The organism is Rhizobium sp. 05L419 (assembly GCF_056397845.1).
The window spans coordinates 129,913-146,953 of the sequence record NZ_JBFTOF010000012.1; the positions used below are offsets into that span (position 1 = coordinate 129,913).

Genomic DNA, 17,041 nt, shown 5'->3' on the forward strand with positions numbered 1-17,041 from the left:
CCGGCATTTTGATCGCATCGAGGTTAGGATCATGAGTTTCAAAATCGCTATCATCGGCGCAGGCAGCGTCGGCTTCACGAAAAAGCTGTTCACCGACATCCTGTGCGTTCCGGAATTCAGGGATATCGAGTTTGCGCTCACCGACGTGAGCGAGCATAACCTCCAGATGATCAAGGCGATCCTCGACAAGATCGTTGAATCCAACAAGCTGCCGACCAAGGTGACGGCGACCACCAACCGCCGCGAGGCGCTGACGGGCGCGCGCTACATCATCAGCTGCGTTCGCGTCGGTGGCCTGGAAGCCTATGCCGACGATATCCGCATCCCGCTGAAATACGGTATCGACCAGTGCGTCGGGGATACGATCTGCGCCGGCGGCATTCTCTATGGCCAGCGCAATATCCCTGTCATCCTCGATTTCTGCAAGGACATCCGCGACGTCGCCGAACCCGGTGCGAAGTTCCTGAACTACGCGAACCCGATGGCGATGAACACCTGGGCGGCGATCGAATACGGGAAGGTCGATACCGTTGGCCTCTGCCATGGCGTCCAGCACGGCGCCGAACAGATCGCCGACGTTCTCGGCGCAAAGTCGCGCTCGGAACTCGACTATATCTGCTCTGGCATCAACCATCAGACCTGGTTCATCGATCTGCGCCTCAACGGCCGCAGGATCGGCAAGGACGAACTCGTAGCCGCCTTCGAGGCGCACCCGGTTTTCTCGCAGCAGGAAAAGCTGCGCATTGACGTGCTGAAGCGTTTCGGCGTGTATTCGACGGAAAGCAACGGCCACCTGTCGGAATACCTGCCCTGGTACCGCAAGCGGCCGGAGGAGATTACCAAGTGGATCGACATGTCCGACTGGATCCACGGCGAGACCGGCGGTTACCTCAGGCACTCGACGGAAACGCGCAACTGGTTCGAAACGGAATTCCCGCAGTTCCTCGCATCGGCCGAAAAGCCGATCGATCCTTCCAAGCGCTCGAACGAGCATGCGAGCCATATTCTCGAAGCGCTGGAAACCAACCGCGTCTATCGCGGCCACTTCAACGTGAAGAACAATGGCGTGATCACAAACCTGCCGGTTGATGCTATTATCGAGTCGCCCGGTTTCGTCGACCGCTTCGGCATCAACATGGTCTCCGGCATCACGATCCCGGAAGCCTGCGCGGCGACCTGCATCGCCTCGATCAACGTTCAGCGCATGTCGGTCCATGCCGCCGTCAGCGGCGATATCGACCTGCTGAAGCTGGCCGTCCTGCACGACCCCCTGGTCGGCGCCGTCTCGACGCCCGAAGAGGTCTGGCAGATGGTCGATGAAATGGTCGTCGCCCAGGCCCGTTGGCTGCCGCAATACGCCCATGCCGTGCCTGAAGCCAAGGAGCGGCTGGCGAAATCGACCGTGAAGACGCGCGACTGGGCCGGTGCGGCCCGCCGCAACGTGCGCTCGATCGATGAGCTGCGCGCTGAAAAGGCGGCGCTCAAGCAGGCTGTCTGAGTTTCCTGGAGGACGCGCGGCGATGGGATTCCGGGAGGGAGAGCCATCGCCACAGAGCCGTCCCCCTGGATCGTTTGAGGAGAACCGGAGCCCAAAAAGCGCTCCGCAACAAGAGGGAGAAACGATGACAAATTTCCGCAACCTTGGCATTCTTGCCGGACTGGCGCTGAGCGTCTCGGTCTCGGCTTTGAGCGCCTATGCCTCCGAGCCCACAGCTCCGCCTGTTCCGCCGCAATTCCCGGCGGAGGGCAAGATCAAATACGTATCCAGAGATTCCATCGAAGAGTTCAAGGCCCTGCCTGAATATCATGAACCGGACTGGGTGACGAAGAATTTCGTCGACAGCGGCAAGCTGCCACCCGTCAAGGATCGCCTGCCCAAGGAGCCGCTTGTCTTCAAGACGGATAACATGGTGGACGGCCCCGGCGTCTACGGTGACACCCTGCGGCACGTCATCGGCGGTCGGCCCGAAGGCTGGAACTACGGCGCCGGCCAGACCCAGGGCTGGGGCGGCATCGACATCGGCCTTTCCGAGTGCCTGACGCGCACCGCACCGCTCTTCCAGGTACAGGCCAAGGACACCGAACCGCTCCCCAATCTCGCCAAGAGCTGGGACTGGTCCGAGGATGGCCATAAGCTGACCATGCACCTGATCGAAGGCGCTAAGTGGTCGGATGGCGTCGCCTTCAACGCTGATGACATCATGTTCTATTGGGACGATGAGGTCATCGATCCCAACGTCTCGCCGCTCGGCGGCGGCGCATCTCCGGAAGCTTTCGGTCAGGGAACGACACTGAAAAAGATCGACGATTACACCGTCGAATGGACCTTCAAGGATGCCTTCCCGAAGCAGTATCTCTATACGATGGCCTATCCGAGCTTCTGCCCGGGTCCGTCGCATATCCTCAAGCCTCAGCATCCGAAGTATTCGAAGAACACCTACGACCAGTTCAAGAATGCTTTTCCGCCGGAATATATGAACATTCCGGTCATGGGCGCCTGGGTGCCTGTCGAATACCGTCCTGACGATATCATCGTTATGCGCCGCAACCCCTACTACTGGAAGGTCGACGAGAAGGGCAATCAGCTGCCTTACCTCAACGAGCTGCACTACAAGCTCTCGACCTGGGCCGATCGTGACGTGCAGGCCGTGGCCGGGTCCGGCGACATTTCGAACCTCGAACAGCCGGAAAACTTCGTGGCGTCGCTGAAGCGCGCTGCCGAGAAAACCGCGCCGGCACGCCTTGCCTTCGGCCCGCGCCTGATCGGCTACAACATGCGCATGAACCTCTCCGCCAACGGCTGGGGCGATCCCGATGCGCGTGGCCAGGCCGTCCGCGAGCTGAACCGCAATGAAGACTTCCGCAAGGCGGTCACCATGGGTCTCGATCGCAAGGCGATCGGTGACTCCCTGGTCAAGGGTCCGTTCACCGCGATTTATCCCGGTGGTCTGTCCTCGGGCACCAGCTTCTACGATCGCAATTCCGTCGTTTATTACCCCTTCGATCTGAAGGGCGCCAAGGCGCTGCTTGCCAAGGCCGGCCTCAAGGATACCGACGGCGACGGCTTCGTAAACTTCGCCGCGGGAACGGAAGGCGGCAAGAACGTCGAGATCGTGCTTCTGGTCAGCAACGCCTACGCCACCGACAAGAGCCTTGCGGAAGGCGTCATCGGACAGATGGAGAAGCTTGGCCTGAAGGTCATCCTCAACGCGTTGGATGGTCCCAAGCGTGACGATGCCCACTACGGTGGCCGTTTCGACTGGCTGATCCAGCGAAGCTCGCCGGAGCTCGCATCGGTCGTCCAGAACACCGAGCAGCTTGCGCCCGTCGGTCCGCGTACGAGCTGGCAGCACCGCGCAGGCAAGGACGGAAAAGTTGACCTGATGCCCTACGAACAGACGCTGGTGGATATCGTCACCAAGTTCCAGGCCAGCCAGGACAACAACGAGCGCGTCGACCTGATGAAGCAGTACCAGAAAGTTGCAACGGAGAACGTCGATACGGTCGGCCTCACGGAATATCCGGGTGCGCTGATCATCAACAAGCGCTTCTCCAACGTGCCTGCGGGGACTCCGATCTTCATGTTCAACTGGGCAGAAGACTCCGTCATCCGCGAACGCCTGTGGGTGGCTGCCGACAAGCAGGGCAAATACGAGCTGTTCCCCGAGAATCTGCCCGGCAAGCCCGGCGACAAGGGCCCGATCAACTAAGAGCTCCCTCCCAACCAAGAACTCCGGTCGCGCGTGAAGCGCGGCCGGGCAACATCAACAAGCTGGCCGCACCGACAGGCGCGACTGGCGGCAAGGGGAAGCGAACCGTCCGATGTTACGATTCCTGCTCGTGCGCATAGCCTCCGCGATTCCCGTCCTCATCATCTTGAGCGTCGTGACCTTCGCGATCATCCAGGCACCGCCCGGTGACTACGCCGACTACATCCGTTCGCAGCTGATCAACCAGAGCGGCGCCTCCTTCGCCCAGGCGGATGAACAGGCCCAGGCCTACCGCGTCGCCCATGGTCTCGATCAGCCAATGGTCATCCAGTACTTCCACTGGATTAAGGGCATCGTCACACAGGGCGATTTCGGTTACAGCATGTTCTACAACAAGCCGGTGGCCGACGTGGTGGCCGAGCGCCTGCCGCGCACTCTGGCGCTTGCCCTGGTTTGCCACATCCTGGCATCCGTGCTCGGCATCGGTTTCGGGATCTGGGCGGCAACGCGGCAATATTCCTGGATCGACAGCCTTCTGTCGGGCGTCGCCTTCCTTGGCATGACGGTGCCGCGCTTCCTGATGGCACTGATCATCGTCTATCTCCTCGTCTTCCAGTTCAACGTTTCCGAGATCGGCAGCTTCTTCTCGCCGCAGTATGGCGGAGCACCGTGGTCCTGGGCAAAATTCGTCGATCTCGTCCGCCATGTCTGGCCGGTCGTTGCCATCGCCACCTTCGGTGGGCTCGCCTACAACATGCGCGTCATGCGCGGCAATCTGCTCGATACGCTGAACGCCCAATATGTCGAGACAGCAAAGGCCAAGGGGCTGACAGGCGCGGCCGTGGTCATGCGTCATGCGGTGCCGAACGCCTTGCACCCCCTCGTGATGTACCAGGGTGTCGTGCTTCCATACATGCTGACCGGCGAGATCGAGACTGCGATCATCTTCTCGCTTCCAACCGTCGGACCGGCGATCGTCGGCTCGATGGCGATCGGCGATGTCTACGTGACCGCTACCTTCATGATGGTGCTCTCCGCCACGCTGATCGTCGGCAACATCATCGCCGACATACTGCTTGCCATGCTGGACCCGCGCGTCCGCCAGTACGGAGGAGCCTGATATGCTCGCCTTCGATTCCGCTCCCCCACCGCCGCACGAACAAGCCGTCAAGAACGCGCCGCACGGCAATGAAAGCTACCTGGCGCTCGTCTGGCGGCGGCTGAGACGCTCTTGGACCGGCATGATGGGCCTTATCCTCGTCGGCCTGTTGCTGCTGATGGCGATCTTTGCCGACTTCGTCGCTCCCATGGATCCGAAGGCAACCGATGTCGGCTTCGCGCCGCCGCAGATGATCAGCTTCCGCGACAAGGACGGCAACCTCACTTATCCGCCGCGCGTCTATGCGCTCGGCGAATCCGAGGAACTCGACCCCGTGACCTTCCAGCCGATCGTCGGTCCTGACTACGACAATCCGCGCAATCTCGGCTTCTTCGTGAAGGGCGCCGAATACAGGCTCTTTGGTCTCATTCCGGCCAGCCGGCATTTCTTCGGTTCTGTCGACGGCCAGCCCGTCCATTTTCTCGGAACCGACAAGTTCGGTCGTGACGTCCTTTCGCGTGCCATCATCGGTTCGCGGATTTCGCTGACGATCGCGCTCACCGTCGTTTTCATTGTCACGGTGATCGGCACCACCGTTGGCATGGTGTCCGGTTATTTCGGCGGCACATTCGACACCTGGGTGCAGCGCTTCGTCGAGGTGGTGCTCGCCTTTCCTCAGTTGCCGCTTTATCTGGCGCTGACATCCCTTATACCGGTGACCGCTCCCACCAATGTCTTCCTCGGCTTCGTCATTGTCGTCATGTCGGCGCTTGGCTGGGCGCAGATGTCCCGCGAAGTGCGCGGCAAGACGTTGGCGCTCGCCCGCATCGATTACGTCCGCGCTGCCATGGCCGTTGGCGCGACGGATCGGCGCATCATCTTCCAGCACATCTTTCCGAACGTGATGAGCCACGTGATCGTTGCCGTGACGTTGCATATTCCGAGCGTGGTGCTGCTCGAATCCTTCCTCGGTTTCCTTGGCTTTGCGGTCAAGCCACCGCTGATCTCCTGGGGTCTGATGCTGCAGGACACGGCGAACTATTCCGTGATCGGCACCTATCCCTGGATCCTGGCACCCGTCGGCTTCGTCCTGATCACCGTCTTTGCCTTCAATGCGCTGGGCGACGGTCTGCGCGATGCAGTCGATCCCTATTGAGGTGAAGAACATGGCCCTTACTCTCGTCAACTCCTTCGCCCCGCCCGTCCGTCTCGATCACGAAGGACGTACGGAAAACCCAATCATCGATGCCCGCAATATCGCCGTGAATTTCAAGGTCGAGCATGGCATGGTGGAGGCCGTCAAGGATATCTCCTTTCAGCTCTATCCTGGCGAAACGATTGCCATCGTCGGCGAATCCGGTTCCGGCAAATCCGTGACGGCCCGCACCGTCATGGGGCTGTTGTCCAAGCGCGCCGTGGTCGCGCCCAAATCGACCGTCGAATACGAAGGCGCCAATATCCTCAGGTTCTCAGAGCGCGAACGCCGCAAGCTGCGCGGTGATCGGATCTCTATGATCTTCCAGGAACCGATGAGCTCGCTGAACCCCATCTACACGATCGGCAGCCAGATCGTCGAAGCGATCCGCGTTCATCGAAAGATGAGCCGGAAGCAGGCCGAGGCCCGTGCGCTGGAACTTCTGAGGCACGTCCAGATCCCCGATCCGGAGGCGCGGCTGAAGCAGTATCCGCATCAGCTGTCCGGCGGCCAGCGGCAGCGCGTCATGATCGCCATGGCGCTGTCCAATAACCCGGATGTGCTGATTGCCGACGAGCCGACGACAGCACTCGACGTGACTGTGCAGGCGCAGATCCTCAACCTCATCCGCAACCTGCAGAAGGAATTGCGGATGGCGGTGATCCTGATTACGCACGATCTCACCGTCGTTCGCCAGTTTTCCGACTACGTCTACGTAATGCAGCACGGCGAAATGCGCGAGCACAACACGACCGAGAGGCTCTTCGCCAATCCGCAGCACGCCTATACCAAGCACCTGCTCGGCTCTGAGCCGCGCGGTCAGGCCAATCCGCTGCCGGAGGGGTCGGACATCCTGCTCGATGCCAAGGGCGTGCGCGTCTCCTTCATGCTGCGCCACGGTACTTTCTTCAAGCCGGAGATGAAGGAGCTTGTTGCGGTCGACAGCCTGGATCTGACGCTCCGCCGCCACGAAACGCTGGGCCTCGTCGGCGAATCCGGTTCAGGCAAGACGACCTTCGGCCAGGCTCTGCTCCGGCTCAACGACACCGACAATGGCGAGATCTATTTCGACCGGCAGCCGATCCACGGCCGTTCTCGTGCCGAAATGCGACCGCTGCGCTCGCGCATGCAGGTAGTCTTCCAGGATCCGTTCTCCTCGCTCAACCCGCGCATGACGATCGGCCAGATCATCGAGGAAGGGCTTGTCGTCAACAAGCTCGGGGCGACCAAGGCAGAACGTCTCGATCGCGTCCGCGAGGCGCTGATTGCATCAGGCATGCCGGGCAATATCCTCTCGCGTTTCCCGCACGAGTTCTCGGGCGGCCAGCGTCAGCGTATCGCCATTGCCCGCGCCATCGCGCTCGAGCCTGAATTCATCCTGCTCGACGAACCGACCTCGGCTCTCGACCTTTCTGTCCAGGCGCAGATCATCGAACTGCTGCGCAGGCTGCAGGACGAGCGGGGTCTCAGCTACCTCTTCATTTCGCACGATCTCAAGGTCGTGCGTGCCCTCTGCCACCGTGTGATCGTCATGCAGCATGGCAAGATCATGGAAGAGGGTCCCGTCAACGAAGTCCTGTCCCATCCCAAGACTGCCTACACCGAACGGCTCGTCAAAGCCGCTTTCGAGGTAGCCTGATTGCACATGCCGGAGGTTATAATGGCAAGAAATCCCAAGATCACATTCATCGGAGCTGGCTCCACCGTTTTCATGAAGAACATCATCGGCGACGTGCTGCAGCGCCCGGCGTTGTCGGGTGCGACGATCGCCCTGATGGACATCAATCCGCAGCGTCTCGAAGAAAGCGCCATCGTCGTCAACAAGCTGATCTCGACGCTCGGCGCCAAGGCCAAGGCGGAGACCTATTCGGACCAGCGCAAGGCGCTGGCGGGCGCGGACTTCGTCGTCGTCGCCTTCCAGATCGGCGGCTACGAGCCGTGCACGGTCACCGACTTCGAGATCCCCAAAAAGTTCGGCCTGCGACAGACGATCGCCGACACGCTCGGCGTCGGCGGCATCATGCGAGGCCTGCGCACCGTGCCGCACCTGTGGAAGATCTGCGAGGACATGCTCGCAGTCTGCCCGGAAGCGATCATGCTGCAATACGTCAACCCGATGGCGATCAACACCTGGGCGATTTCGGAGAAGTATCCCACGATCAAGCAGGTCGGCCTCTGCCACTCGGTGCAGGGCACGGCGATGGAACTGGCCCACGATCTCGACATTCCCTACGAGGAGATCCGCTACCGTTCGGCCGGCATCAACCACATGGCCTTCTATCTGAAGTTCGAGCATCGCCAGCCCGACGGTTCCTACAAGAACCTCTATCCGGACCTGGTGCGTGCCTACCACGAAGGCCGCGCTCCGAAGCCCGGCTGGAACCCGCGCTGCCCGAACAAGGTTCGCTACGAGATGCTGACCCGCCTCGGCTACTTCGTCACCGAAAGCTCGGAGCATTTCGCCGAGTACACGCCCTACTTCATCAAGGAAGGCCGCGAGGACCTGATCGAGAAGTTCGGCATACCGCTCGACGAATATCCGAAGCGCTGCATCGAGCAGATCGCCCGCTGGAAGGGGCAGGCGGAAGCCTACCGTTCGGCCGACAAAATCGAAGTTGCGCAGTCGAAGGAGTACGCCTCGTCGATCATCAATTCGGTCTGGACCGGCGAGCCCTCCGTCATCTACGGCAATGTTCGCAACAACGGCTGCATCACCTCGCTGCCTGACAACTGCGCGGCCGAGGTTCCCTGCCTGGTCGACGCGTCGGGCATTCAGCCCACCTTCATCGGCGACCTGCCGCCGCAGCTCACCGCGCTGATCCGCACCAACATCAACGTCCAGGAACTGACGGTTCAGGCGTTGATGACCGAGAACCGCGAGCACATCTACCACGCCGCGATGATGGACCCGCATACGGCAGCCGAACTCGATCTCGACCAGATCTGGGCGATGACAGACGAACTGCTGGCCGCTCACGGCGACTGGCTGCCCGCCTGGGCTCGCGCCGGCCGCAAGGTTCAGGCAGCCTGACCAACTCTCTCCCGGTCTTGCGCCTCAGGAAGCCCCGCGGCATCGCCGCGGGGCTTTTTGCCTGGGCCTGACCGACCGCCAAGCGGGGGTCTTGCCTGCCGCTTAGCGTGGTCTTGGCTGAAGATCGCTGAAACCGACCTCGGGACATCCTCGAACGTTGGCGAAGGTTATTTCGCGGCGGTCGCCCCAGCCCGTTCGTCCCCTTAGCGTCAGCACGTTCTCATCGCGGTAGACCACATCCGTCCGGTAGATCCCGGCGCGCCGGGCGCGATTTGTTGCTTGACTGATGTTGCATTGGCCTTCCGACGGCAAGACGTGCCAGGTGGTCGTTCCCCTGCCATCGGGACGCCAGCCGTCCGACGCGCCAGACGCCATCGTTGGCAGCAAAACAGCCAGGGAAATTAATGTCGTACGCAAAGCGGCTTTCAAAATCGACGACCCCACATTGTGCTCGCTGCGTCCCTTGAGCCATTGTGATGACCGCGGAGGAAACGCCTTGCAGTCACAATAGACGGCGGCATGTTTGGCGCAACCGTGTGTGAGCGCATCTGACATCGAAGTTTGCAAACAAGGCTAAGCTTTGCTTGTTGGATGGGCGCCTCTCAAATGTCCCGAATCTTTCAAAAGCTTAGCGTTCCCAATGGTCGACTTTCCATGGGTCGATAAAAACGTGCCTCTGGGCAGGTAAGAAATGTCGGAGCCGGTTTGGCGTCCGGCCAATTGGCGAAGAAGACCGCCGCCGAAGCAGGGTATTTTAGGAGCCCGTGTTTCGATCCTATCGGTTTAAGTCAAACCGCCGGGACATGCGGTCATCCCCTCCCAAATCGAGCGCGGGCTTGAAATGAGCGAGCTGCACTTGCGCGTTGCCGGAATAGGCGTTGAGCCTTCGCAAGGCAGCAAAAAGAAACATAAGGGGCGTGGAACGGTGCGACCGACGCCTCCGAGAGCCCGGCTAGGGCCGATTGCGGGCGACGAGCGAAGAGAGCTTGACCTCGACACGCCGATTAGAGAGGGCTCCGCTGACGAAAACAATCACTTCTTGCGGGCACTTGCTATGTTGGCAGCCTGACCGACACATAGCCGGCCAGCTCTGCCTTTCCATTTCCGCCGCGCAGTGTTGCGGGTGGATGAAAAGATACAGTTGAGCTTAACAGCACGGTTGCCGCCCGCCGTGCCGCCCAATCTCGAAGTTGCTCGCTCCCATCGGCGACACTTCGACGACCATGTTCGAAACGGCTCGATCTCCATTGCCACTTTGATCAAGTGGGTATTCCACTTGTCTGGTCCGCGCAAATAGAGGAAGCAACAGAGCATTTGCAGAACGAGTTCGATATCGCTGCGCAGGAAAAATTCCCACGCCGGATGAGGTCGGCGCACCCATGTATCCCGACGACGTTCCATGGACCTCTTCCAGACTATCTGGTTTCAGTCACGGGGGATCCATCGCTTGTGAGCCACCGGGCAGCGGAAATGATACCGCCCCATATGATCAGCGCGACAAAAAGTGCAATCAGCAGATATTTCAACCGAGTCGTCATGCAACGACGCTAGGCGCTGCTCCGTTGTGGTTCACCGCCCGATAACGGGTTTGAATAATATACATTAAATGTTCCTCCCACCAACCGTCTCACAATGACACGATTCCCTCATTTTGGGTGGCAACTTTTATGCCGCGCAAGACTAGCACATCTTTTTCATTCCGTTGCAGGGGCATAGAAAAGGAAAGAAGCGGTTTAAAATGCCCCGACAATTCGATTGAAGCAATAAGTCGCCGTATGGCTGGACTTTTCGTTAATCATACCAGTTTAGCTGGCGTTGGGGTTTTGCCTGTAGACCAGCTTCATGCGAGGTGTGGCATGAAAGAGTTTCCGGTTTCATCACGGATTATAGAGTCCGTCTTTTTCTCTCAGGACGACGGACGCCTCTATATCCGCTTCAAGAACGGCGAGGAGCGTCTCTTCACGGGCGTACCCCAGGAGGCCGCGGCTGCAATGGTGAGCGCAGCATCACCCGGCCATCATTACATCGAATACATCCGGACCAAATACCAACGCGTGGGATAGCCTGGCGAACGGGCAAATTATTCCGCCCGAAATGCAGGAGCTTGGCCTCAAGGTGGCCCCCACGGGTTGTTCAAGGATTGTAGGAAGACACCCGCACCCAATCGATCAGCATGTCTTGCGGCAACACCTCATCGACCGGCTTGCCGGGCCAGTCACCACCGATTGCAACATTCAGAAGCATGTAGAACGGCTGCTCATCGAAGATCCATCGGGCACCGGTCGGGATATCGTTCGCAACCATCGTCCTGTAAGTCTTGCCGTCGAGCAACCAAGATATGCGTCCTGGCGTCCATTCGATACCGTAGACATGAAAGTCAACAGACAGCTCAGAATCGATCGAATAGGTGGACGGGAGTGCATAACCTGGGGCATGGATATTGCTGAATACGGTTCGCGGAGAGCTGCCAACGTTCTCCATAATGTCGATTTCGCCATTGGCCGGCCATTGCCCGACGTTTCCCATCATCCAAAAAGCTGGTAGCAGTCCCGGCCCCCGAGGGACCTTTATTCGGGCCTCGAAGCGACCAAATCGCTGCGCGAAGCGACTTTTGGTTTTGAGCCGTCCGGAGGTGTATTTTCCGTTTGCATCCCTTCGGGCACTGATCACCAGATGGCCCATTCCATCTTGCCTGACGTTCTCGGTCTTGTCAGTGTACGTCTGCCACTCGTTGTTGCCCCACAGGACATTCCCATAGCCGATGTCGTACATCCACTTCGCGCGATCCGGTTGGCTTCCCGACTGACCTTCAAAATCATCGTGCCATACTTGCTCGAATGAGCCAGCAAAAGCGCCAAAGGCGACCAACAAAAAGGACACGAATGAAAGCCCAAAAGGTATCGCGCTGGACAAGGTACGTGTCTCCTTTTCAAACTGATTGCGGGCCAAACAATGGGCCGCCGTCGGCGAAGTTCCTGAAGACTCGGAGAATTAACTTTGGTGCTATATCAATGTCCGAGCTGCTGTTCGAACAGAAACCTGCTGCCTGGGGAGGGCGGCCTGGAATTGGAGGAGCGAGATTGCATGCTAACTACTGTCGTTTGGGTCTGGGCGGCGGGCCTTGTGCTGATGCTGCTGGGATTCCTGTTCAAATCAAGTGATGGCGAAAAAAAGCGAGTTTCACCGATCAAGATGGCCCTTGCCTACATCTTATGGCCAATCACATTGCTTGCCGCGATCCTTCAAGTGTTATCCTCGTCTTTGAGGCGATAAGTTAACTTGGTTCACACGTTGCCTGGCAGTGACCAATGGTACCTGTGAGATCGGGAACCCGTGCGCGGTTAATCCGCTTGGGTATTTCACTTTCACTCGACAATAGTGTCGACGCGACCAACCTTGAGCCTTCTTACGACCTGCGTATGATCGAGCGTCGCTAGATCACTCGTTCCTAGCAACGGCCGCTTTCTCCCTTTATCGAAAAACCGCCATTCACGCTCCAGCCGGTGCGCAATAACTGTGTTAAGGACGGCCCGCGTATCTATTGACCTCCCGGTTTTCCTCAATTGTTGGAGGAGAGAAAACGCGGAGAACATTTCGGCCAACCTCCCATAGAAGATTCTTCACGCAAAAGTTGTTTAAAACAATATGAGGTTGTTTCAATCTCGATTCGATTTTCCCCAATATGCTGCATCGCATCTTTGTGCGCAATCTTCCTAGAGATGTTTTCCCATATTCTCTTTTACTATCTAGTTATGAAGCACGTTAATCTGGCAATTGATTTTGTTATCTAATTGCCTCGAAGATTTTAGTGTCGTGCGATGCGATCCTTGCGTCGCCCAAAGCCACTCCCTGTGGAAAGCTGCTGAATTAACTCTCCAGTACGATTTATTTCGCACCGCAGCATAACCGGCTATATCTTTGCGAGCCTGAAGGAGTTGCATTTTCTGAAGCGGCGTACTTCAAAGCATTTGAGTTTATTAAAGGGGTTTTAAGCATATGGCGACTGAGGTTTCCCGCGTTCCAACGGTTTACAATGACCCGGCTCCATTGAGCAGCCTCCATAATGTGGAGCGGAACGGGGCCGCTGGGGAGGAGAAGCAGACCGAGGTCGCGCAGGTGGCGGCTGATCCGCAAACGTCGCAAATCGCGCAATCGAATGGACAGCAGGCGGCGACTACGCCAATCCACCATCTCGACGTCACACCGGATTCGAGCAATGTCGCTCATCTTCCCGCAGATGCAGCCATTGATGACATTCGCGTCGAGGGCACCAATCTCGTGCTGGTTCAAGCCGATGGCACCGAGATTACAATCGTCAATGGCGCTTTGAATATCCCGACATTCCTGCTCGGCGAAGTGGCCTTGCCACAGCAGGCTGTTATCGCTGCGCTTGAGCAGAGCGGCGTCAACGTTGCCGCTGGTGCTGATGGGTCCTACCAGGCAACCAGCGCTGCCCAAGGCTCGCATGGGGGGTTCCAGGACACCGGAGCAGAAGGACTGGCATCGCTTGGTCCATTGGCCGAACTTCTGTCCAACACCGATCAGGCCGACGCATCGCTGCTCGGCGCCAATCAGACTTTCAATGGCGTGCCCCTCATCCAACCCAACGAGACCGGTATTTTTTCCGAACTCGGAACAGACGGTGGGCTGTTTGAGCGCGGCTCGCTGACAGGCGTTTTCGGCTTTGATGCTGGCAAGGACCTTGGCGTCATCACCGGCATCGCGTTTAAGGACGCGTTGAATGTGGATGAAGCGACCGCCGGTGGCACGACATTGGCGCTTACGTCTGGCGGCGAGCCCGTTGTGATCATAACGAGTGGCTTGACGATCACCGGCACCGTCGGGGGGCAGCCAGTCTTCACCCTCACTGTCGACAAGGTGACTGGTGCGTTTACGTATGCGCAGTTCCTGCCTCTGGATCACCCTGACAAGGGCGAGTCCGGGCCCGACGACGTCATCCGCCTGCAATTTACTTACACCGTCACCGACAAGAATGGCGACGCGGTCACCGGCCAGGCCTCCATCGACATTCGCGACGATGCACCGACAGCCAGGACACTTGACGCTGCAACCGCACTCAGTGATGCAGCGCAGCTTTCAGAAGGTTCCTCGGAGGCTGCCTCGTCGACGGCCAGTGGCGGAGCCGGATCGCTATTCCATGCAGGTGCTGACGGGGTGAAATCGATCAGCTTCACAGTGCCCGAAGGTCTTAAGGCAATCACGTCGAACGAAGCTGGGGTCGTTGTCCAGGAAACGATGCGCTACACAACGACGACGGATACGAGCGGGCACACAATTCTGACAGCACTGGGAACAACAAGCGACCACGTCATCTTTACGCTGACGGTTGCAGCCGATGGAAGCTATGTGTTCGACGCATCTGCCTCGTTGGTTCACAATGCTGCCGCGGGTACGGGCGACATTCTGCCCGTCAGCATCGGCTACACTGTGACGGATGGTGATGGGGATACGGCGACTGGTGCCTTGACCGTCAACGTTCAAGACGATGTACCGAGCGCAAACGACGTTACGAGCACGATGTCGGAAAACGAGACCGGCTCAGTTGTCTTGAGCGCCGGCACTGATTACGCTTTCGGCGCCGATCGCGGATCGATCAGCTTCGGCGGTTCATGGGTTTCCGACGGACCGCCGGGCGTAAAGCTCGGAACCCCAGAAATCGTCATCGGCAAAGACGGTCACTCGGTTTCCATCATCGCCGGCACGGCATTCGACGCGCTCGCGATCGGTGAGACAGCCGTAATCCATATCCCGTACACAGTGAGGGACGGCGACGGAGACACTGTTACCAAAGACATTGCGATCACAATCAAGGGAACCAACGATACGCCCGTAGCGGTTGCGCAGTCTGGAGCCGTTGCAGAAGATGCGGTAAAATCAGATGTCGCCGGGAATTTTCTCGCAGGGGCATCTGACGTTGACGATGGCGCAAGGCTATCGGTCTCCTCCGTCGCCGGACAAACCAACGGAAAGGGCGGCATCGACGGAACCTATGGTCACTTGACTTGGGATGCGGCTACCGGCGCGTACAGCTACCAGCTCGACAACGCGAAGGCATCCGTTCAATCGCTTGCCGCCGGTGAAACGGTCAAGGAAACGTTCTCGTTCACGGTGACTGACGAACACAATGCGACGTCGACGCAGACGCTCACCATTGTCGTCCAGGGCGCCAACGATGCGCCAACGTTAACTGGTGATCTCTCGGCAAGCGTTCAAAAAGGGCAGGGCTACACACTTACKACCGCGGATCTCTATTTTACCGATCCTGACGACAAAAGCGCGACCTTCAAAGTTTCAAACCTGGTTCACGGCATTATCTATGTTAACGGCGTCGCATCAACATCGTTTTCCGCCGAGCAGCTTGCTGCCGGTCAGGTCAGCTTCCTTCAGGATGGTTCGAATGAGAAGACCGCCTCATTCCAGGTGGTGGTCGAAGATGGCGATGAGGATCATTCTACTCCGGTTGCCGGAACCTTCCATGTATCTGTGACCGGTACCGAACAACCGCCGGTGATCGAGCGTTGGACGGTGATAACCAACGCCACCGAGGGTGATACCATCTCCATCCCGAACGCCGCGTTGCTTTGGACGGCGTTCGATCCAAATGGTCACACTCTGGCAATTACTGCTGTGTCGGGAAAGGACGCGACCCTTGTCAATGGCGCAGTCGACTTCAAGATTTCGGCCGGCTCAGGAAGCTTCGACTACACGGTGACGGATGGAACGCTGCATTCGACGGCAACGGCAACTGTCGGACATCACTGGGATACGACCGGGACGGCATCCAATGAGATCTTTATCGCCTACCAGAGCGGCAACGGCTTCACCGTCACTGGAGGGCTGGGAAATGACGTTCTGATTGGATCTGCAAACACGGCTCACAACATTCTGTATGGCGACGGCCTGACGGAGACGAAGAATGACGGCAGCGATCTTCTGATCGGCGGTGTCAACTCTTCGAACCTAATGTATGGCGGAGGCGGAAACGACATTCTGATTGCCGCGACCCACGCCTACAATCACATGGACGGCGGCAGCGGCAACGACACACTGATCGGCGCAGATTCAGCCAGCAATGACATGTTTGGGGGTAGCGACAACGACACGCTGATCGGGGGAAACTTCGCGACGAACACCATGGACGGCGGGAATGGCAACGATGTCTTTGAGGGAGGTATATTCTCCGTCAACAACATGGCAGGCGGCACTGGCGACGATACTTTCCGTCTGATCCAGAGCTCGTTCAACACGGTGGCCGGCGGCGACGGGAAGGACATCCTCGATTTTTCCCGGTTCGACCACGGTATCGAGATCGTGCTGACACAGAGTGACAGCCTCACGCATTTCGACATCGCCGGCGGTGGGCTTGATTACTCCGGTATCGAAGGCATTGTCGGCACGCATTTCAACGATCTTATCACCGGCAGCGACTATGCAGACATTTTGATTGGGGGCGGAGGAGACGACATCCTTATCGGCGGTGGCGGTTCTGATCTCTTGTACGGTGGCGCGGGCATGAATACGATGACCGGCGGGACCGGCGCGGACACATTCTTCATCGACGAAGCGGCGCTCAACAAACTGGATCCGGCAGACGTCATCACCGATTTTAATCCAAAGAGTGAAGGCGATCAGGTCGACGTCTCGGGCCTGATCAATGCCTTGATCAACCAGTCAGGCCTGTCGGCAGACGACGCGCTTGGCAAACTATCTGCTGTTGTGAACGACAAGACCTCGGAAACGACCATCAGTATCAACACGGGTTCGGAGACCCATGCTATTGTTACGCTGCAGAACTACGCGCCGGGCAGCGAGGCTATCAAGATTTTGTTCGACCACAGCGAACACGCAATCACAACAACCCACACGGCGGGCGGTTGATCAACGTTAACGCATGGTGAGGCCACCGATATCGCTCCGGCACCTTCGTGCCGGGGCGATTTTTCCTTTTTGTGTCTACGTGATGAATGTGACGCCCCTTAACGCGG

The 17,041-nt window shown here is 58.5% G+C and carries 10 protein-coding genes; 8 read left to right on the forward strand and 2 right to left on the reverse strand.

What is annotated here, in order from left to right; translation table 11 throughout:
- Positions 1–31 precede the first annotated feature (31 nt).
- The 6 genes from melA (AC1DMK_RS17015) (at position 32) to melA (AC1DMK_RS17040) (ending at position 9,035) form a co-directional block, all read left to right on the forward strand.
- Positions 32–1,498 carry an alpha-galactosidase gene (melA, locus tag AC1DMK_RS17015; RefSeq protein ID WP_477860546.1) on the forward strand — a complete coding sequence of 489 codons (1,467 nt, stop codon included), beginning with the start codon at positions 32–34 and terminating at the stop codon, positions 1,496–1,498.
- A gap of 124 nt (positions 1,499–1,622) precedes the next feature.
- Positions 1,623–3,710, forward strand: coding sequence for an ABC transporter substrate-binding protein (locus AC1DMK_RS17020; protein WP_477860548.1), 2,088 nt, complete (start codon positions 1,623–1,625; stop codon positions 3,708–3,710).
- Positions 3,711–3,822: 112 nt separating this feature from the next.
- Complete coding sequence (locus AC1DMK_RS17025; RefSeq protein ID WP_477860550.1) at positions 3,823–4,830, forward strand: ABC transporter permease; 1,008 nt, start codon at positions 3,823–3,825, stop codon at positions 4,828–4,830.
- Position 4,831: 1 nt separating this feature from the next.
- Positions 4,832–5,965 (forward strand): ABC transporter permease, encoded by a 1,134-nt coding sequence (locus AC1DMK_RS17030; RefSeq protein ID WP_477860552.1) that lies wholly within the window; start codon positions 4,832–4,834, stop codon positions 5,963–5,965.
- A 10-nt stretch (positions 5,966–5,975) separates the two neighbouring features.
- Positions 5,976–7,643, forward strand: a complete 1,668-nt coding sequence (locus AC1DMK_RS17035) for an ABC transporter ATP-binding protein (protein WP_477860554.1) — start codon at positions 5,976–5,978, stop codon at positions 7,641–7,643.
- A 21-nt stretch (positions 7,644–7,664) separates the two neighbouring features.
- Positions 7,665–9,035, forward strand: coding sequence for an alpha-galactosidase (gene melA, locus AC1DMK_RS17040; RefSeq protein ID WP_477860556.1), 1,371 nt, complete (start codon positions 7,665–7,667; stop codon positions 9,033–9,035).
- A 102-nt stretch (positions 9,036–9,137) separates the two neighbouring features.
- Here melA (AC1DMK_RS17040) and AC1DMK_RS17045 read toward each other — a convergent pair whose 3' ends face one another.
- Positions 9,138–9,590, reverse strand: a complete 453-nt coding sequence (locus AC1DMK_RS17045; RefSeq protein ID WP_477860558.1) for a hypothetical protein — start codon at positions 9,588–9,590, stop codon at positions 9,138–9,140.
- Positions 9,591–10,891: 1,301 nt separating this feature from the next.
- Between AC1DMK_RS17045 and AC1DMK_RS17050 the strand changes: the two genes are divergently transcribed.
- The gene (locus AC1DMK_RS17050) at positions 10,892–11,098 is read left to right on the forward strand and encodes a KTSC domain-containing protein (RefSeq protein ID WP_477860560.1); all 207 of its coding nucleotides are present in this window, start codon (positions 10,892–10,894) and stop codon (positions 11,096–11,098) included.
- Positions 11,099–11,168: 70 nt separating this feature from the next.
- Here AC1DMK_RS17050 and AC1DMK_RS17055 read toward each other — a convergent pair whose 3' ends face one another.
- A complete protein-coding gene (locus tag AC1DMK_RS17055) occupies positions 11,169–11,948 on the reverse strand; it encodes a glycoside hydrolase family 16 protein (protein ID WP_477860562.1) in 780 nt (259 codons plus the stop codon).
- 1,134 nt (positions 11,949–13,082) lie between these two features.
- Here AC1DMK_RS17055 and AC1DMK_RS17060 point away from each other — a divergent pair.
- Positions 13,083–16,934: a VCBS domain-containing protein gene (locus AC1DMK_RS17060; RefSeq protein WP_477860564.1), complete on the forward strand. Its 3,852-nt coding sequence runs from the start codon at positions 13,083–13,085 to the stop codon at positions 16,932–16,934.
- Positions 16,935–17,041: the final 107 nt, after the last annotated feature.

Bases quoted from the DNA above. Each gene is read 5' to 3' on its own strand.
- AC1DMK_RS17045 (WP_477860558.1), bottom strand. From the start codon at position 9,590: ATGTCAGATGCGCTCACACACGGTTGCGCCAAACATGCCGCCGTCTAT.
- melA (WP_477860546.1), top strand. From the start codon at position 32: ATGAGTTTCAAAATCGCTATCATCGGCGCAGGCAGCGTCGGCTTCACG.
- AC1DMK_RS17030 (WP_477860552.1), top strand. From the start codon at position 4,832: ATGCTCGCCTTCGATTCCGCTCCCCCACCGCCGCACGAACAAGCCGTC.
- melA (WP_477860556.1), top strand. From the start codon at position 7,665: ATGGCAAGAAATCCCAAGATCACATTCATCGGAGCTGGCTCCACCGTT.
- AC1DMK_RS17050 (WP_477860560.1), top strand. From the start codon at position 10,892: ATGAAAGAGTTTCCGGTTTCATCACGGATTATAGAGTCCGTCTTTTTC.
- AC1DMK_RS17025 (WP_477860550.1), top strand. From the start codon at position 3,823: ATGTTACGATTCCTGCTCGTGCGCATAGCCTCCGCGATTCCCGTCCTC.
- AC1DMK_RS17035 (WP_477860554.1), top strand. From the start codon at position 5,976: ATGGCCCTTACTCTCGTCAACTCCTTCGCCCCGCCCGTCCGTCTCGAT.
- AC1DMK_RS17020 (WP_477860548.1), top strand. From the start codon at position 1,623: ATGACAAATTTCCGCAACCTTGGCATTCTTGCCGGACTGGCGCTGAGC.